Source organism: Chamaesiphon sp. OTE_20_metabat_361, assembly GCF_031364565.1.
Map to the genome: position 1 here is coordinate 1 of NZ_JANLWO010000757.1, position 4392 is coordinate 4392.

At 51.3% G+C, this 4392-nt stretch carries 2 protein-coding genes; both read left to right on the top strand.

The window, feature by feature from the left end:
• Nucleotides 1-175 precede the first annotated feature (175 nt).
• Nucleotides 176-1201 (top strand): agmatinase family protein, encoded by a 1026-nt coding sequence (locus RMO35_RS21480; RefSeq protein WP_309744107.1) that lies wholly within the window; start codon nucleotides 176-178, stop codon nucleotides 1199-1201.
• A gap of 279 nt (nucleotides 1202-1480) precedes the next feature.
• Nucleotides 1481-4392: AIR synthase-related protein (locus RMO35_RS21485; RefSeq protein ID WP_309744109.1), on the top strand; the 2912-nt coding region annotated here is incomplete at its 3' end.

A 4392-nucleotide genomic window follows, 5' to 3' on the forward strand; every position in this document is an offset into this window, starting at 1 on the left:
TGCCGCAGAAGCCAAAGATCCCGATGCTTTCGTCAATTTTAGCGATGAAGAAAGTGATGCCGCCGCAGCAATGTTTGGTTGTGACTGCCCTGCTTGTATTCGCTCCTTGCGTCACCTCCGTGTTATGGCTCAAGTTAGTTAGACTAGTAGCTAGTCGATAGTTGAGAGTGGCGCGATGAATAATCTAGATAATTACGATCCTAGTGGTGTCGGGCAGGTCAATGGCAACTTATTTGGCTTGCCGTTCGATTACGATTCGGCACAGACAATCGTCTTTGGTGTGCCGTGGGAAGTGACTGTTTCATACAATCCCGGAACAGCCGCCGCACCGCAACGAATTCTCGCTGCTTCGCCGCAATTAGACTTATATGATTTTGACAATCCCCAAGGTTGGCAAGGGGGGATTTATATGCCACCGATCGATCTAGATATACTGGCAAAAAACAATTATTATCGCCAACAAGCAGCCTTAATTATCGATCGATTGGAACAAGGTAAATCGCTAGCTCTAGAACCAGATTTAAACCCAGTATTAGCCGAGATAAATCAGGCTGGAAGAGATCTCAATCGGTGGTTGCGCGATCGTACTCAAGCCGCGATGAATGCTGGTAAAAAAGTCGGCGTCATCGGTGGCGATCATAGCGTGCCACTAGGTTACATGCAGGCATTAGCCGATCGATATCCCGATTACGGCATTCTCCATGTAGATGCTCATTCAGATTTGCGCGATGCTTATGAGGGCTTTGAATTTTCTCATGCGTCGATTATGTTTAATGCGCTCAAAATTCCCCAGATTTCTAAGCTGGTACAAGTAGGAATTCGGGATGTTTCTCAAGTAGAAATCGAAACGATCGAGCAGTCGCAAGGACGCGCGATCGCCTACTATGATTCACTCCTCAAACAACAGATGTATTCAGGTGCTAGTTGGCTGAGCATTTGTCAAGAAGCGATCGCTCATTTGCCGCAGCAAGTTTATATCAGTTTCGATGCCGATGGCTTAGATCCCAAACTATGTCCGAGTACGGGGACTCCAGTACCTGGCGGGATGGAATTGGAGCAAGCTTTTTGCTTGTGCCGCGAAGTGATTCGCAGTGGACGAAAGATAATTGGGTTTGATGTTTGTGAAGTGGGAAATGCCGAATGGGACGGTAATGTAGGTGCGAGAATTGTTTACAAGTTAATCAATTTAATGAGTTTGTAGTGGATAGTGGATAGTGGATAGCTTGCACTGTTGGCGTAGCCTGCCGTAGGCATAGTGTGGATGGGCGACCGACATTACAGGGCGAGATTGTCTATGTTCTCAAGTGGGAAAAGAGTAAGTTTTGTGGGCAATCGCCCAGCAGCACTTCTGGCTATCCACTATCCACTATTCACGTTTCACTATCCGATGTAAGGATATTTATCTTCAAATCAGCTTCCGGCGCAGATAGTGTTAAAATTTTTGTCCCACCCTGCTTTTATTTTCCCTACTACTGCACACATGACCCCATCCCCCTTCACCGACGCTGAAATTGCCGCTCAGGGCATCAAACCCAATGAGTATGCAGAAATTGTCAAAAGACTGAATCGGCACCCCAACAAGGCCGAATTAGGGATGTTTGGGGTGATGTGGTCGGAGCATTGCTGTTATAAAAATTCGCGTCCTTTGCTCAAGCAATTTCCGACGACGGGCGATCGCATCCTGGTCGGGCCGGGTGAAAATGCGGGGGTGATCGACTTGGGTGACGGACTGCAACTAGCTTTTAAAATCGAGTCTCACAATCATCCTTCGGCGGTCGAACCTTTTCAAGGTGCGGCGACTGGGGTAGGTGGGATTTTGCGGGATATTTTTACCATGGGTGCGCGGCCGATCGCAATTCTCAATTCGCTGCGGTTTGGCGACCTTAAAGATGCCAAAACCCGCCGCTTATTTACAGGTGTCGTGGCGGGGATTTCCCACTATGGCAACTGCCTGGTCGGTTCGGAAACCTTCATCTGGAGAGAAAATGCGGGGATTCACTGCGACACGATCGGCAATTTTGTCAATACCCATTTGCCAGCTCAGGCGCATACTCACGAACTGCCCTTGGGCATCGAGACACTCTCCCTCGACCCCAAAACCAATCGCAGTTGTTGGCAACCCGTTACCCGGATCTTCAAACGCCAGACAGACAAGCTGGTAAATATCCGCACCTCATTGGGACGTAGCCTAACAGTCACCCCAGATCACCCGATGTTACGGGTGGAAGCTGAAAATAAAGTGCGGATTCGCTACGCTCAAACCTTGCGCGTCGGCGATAGTCTGCCGATCCTTCAGCAGCTCCCCGAACTTGGGCAACCGCCACAGCCACTCGATCTAATTGCGCTAATTAAGCCAGAACATCAGATCGATCGAGAGTTGTGTATCAAGCTCCCCGATGCTTGGCAACCGACGGATCTAATTCGGACTACGCTCGAATTATTTGAACCCTCGATCCAAAAACGCAACCACTATCTCAGTACCAAAACCTTACCCCTAGAGCGATTCCTCAATCTCGAACAGCTCCTGGGATTCGATCGCGCCCTCAATTTCTCCCGTGCGGATCTCAAAATCGGTCAACATGGGAAAGATGACTGGTTGCCTGCAATAATTAAGCCAGATGCCGCTTTTGCCCGTCTTGTGGGCTATTATGTCGCCACGGGAATGGTCTCGCCAGCGGGTAATATTTACCGGATTTTCTTTAACTTCAGCCATCATGAAGCGGCAGCGGCTACCGATGTGATGGCGATCCTCCACGATTTAGGGATCGAAGCAAGTACCAAACAGCGCACATCTGGCATGGCAGTTTGTGTCTCATCCTGGCTGTTGGGTTATTTATTCATGCACGCCTGGGCATGTGGGAATGAATCGACACACAAACGCCTGCCCGATTTTGTGTGGGAATGGGATGCCTCATTGCAACAAGAATTACTTAAAGCTCTCATTCGCAATAACCCGACGATTCCCAACCCCACCAGCGGTTTAGCAGCGCAAGAGAAAATTTTCTGCGCCACTTCTAGCCGTCAATTATTCGACCAACTGATGCTATTGGTGCAAAATCAAGGCATCTTGCCTCAAGTTCACCATCGTCCGGCGGCGGTGGGCAAAATTAAAGGACGAGAATTTGATTATGCTGCCCTGTGGCAAATTGAAGTTCGCCGCGATTGGATGTCTAGTCGTCCCCCAGCCATGCCCGTTCAGCAGCGGGAAGTCGGCAATGTCGCCACTCAAACTAGCACGGCGGTTTCGACTCTCGCAACAGTCAAGATTCACAGCATTGCCACCCACAATGTCGCACCCTGCGATGTCTACGATGTGGAAGTCGATCGCACGCATTTATTCGTAACTAGTTCCGGCATTATCGCTCATAATTGCGTCGGTGTGCCGACAGTGGGCGGCGAAGTGTATTTCGACCCCGCCTATAGTGGCAATCCCTTAGTCAATGCGATGGCAATGGGGTTGATGGAAACAGCCACGATCGTCAAATCCGGCGCAGCAGGTATCGGCAATCCCGTCCTATATGTGGGTTCTACCACCGGACGCGACGGCATGGGTGGCGCGAGTTTTGCCAGTGCCGAACTAACTGCCGAATCGATCGACAATCGCCCCGCCGTCCAAGTTGGCGACCCCTTTCTGGAAAAATCCCTGATTGAAGCTTGTCTGGAAGCGTTCAAGACTGGCGCAGTCGTCGCCGCGCAGGATATGGGTGCGGCGGGCATCACCTGCTCTTGCTCGGAAATGGCCGCTAAAGGTGGCGTGGGGATTGAATTCGATCTCGACTTGGTACCCGCCCGCGAACCCGGCATGGTGCCCTATGAATACCTCCTCTCCGAATCCCAAGAACGGATGCTCTTTGTCGCCCACAAAGGACGCGAACAGGAGCTGATCGATATTTTCGAGCGGTGGGGACTCCATGCCGTCGTCGCTGGGACGGTAATTGCCGAACCGATCGTCAGAATCTTATTTCAAGGCGCGATCGCGGCGGAAGTGCCCGCAACAGCCCTGGCAGATAACACCCCGATTTACGAGCGGGAATTGATGCAGGAGGCTCCTGAATACGCCCAAACAGCCTGGGCATGGACACCAGACCAGTTACCCCCAGCCACCCCCCAAGGCATCGAAATTAACGGCAAATCCTACACTTGGAACGATGTGCTGTTGACGCTGTTGGATACCCCCTCGATCGCGTCCAAACGCTGGGTGTATCGCCAATACGACCACCAAGTCCAAAATAATACCGTCATGCTCCCCGGCGGTGCCGATGCCGCAATTATCCGCATTCGCCCCTTAGAGCCGATCCAAGGTCGCCAATCCACGGTTAACAACCCCAATCTCGGCGTCGCCGCCACCGTAGACTGCAACCCCCGCTACGTCTATCTCAACCCCCTAGAAGG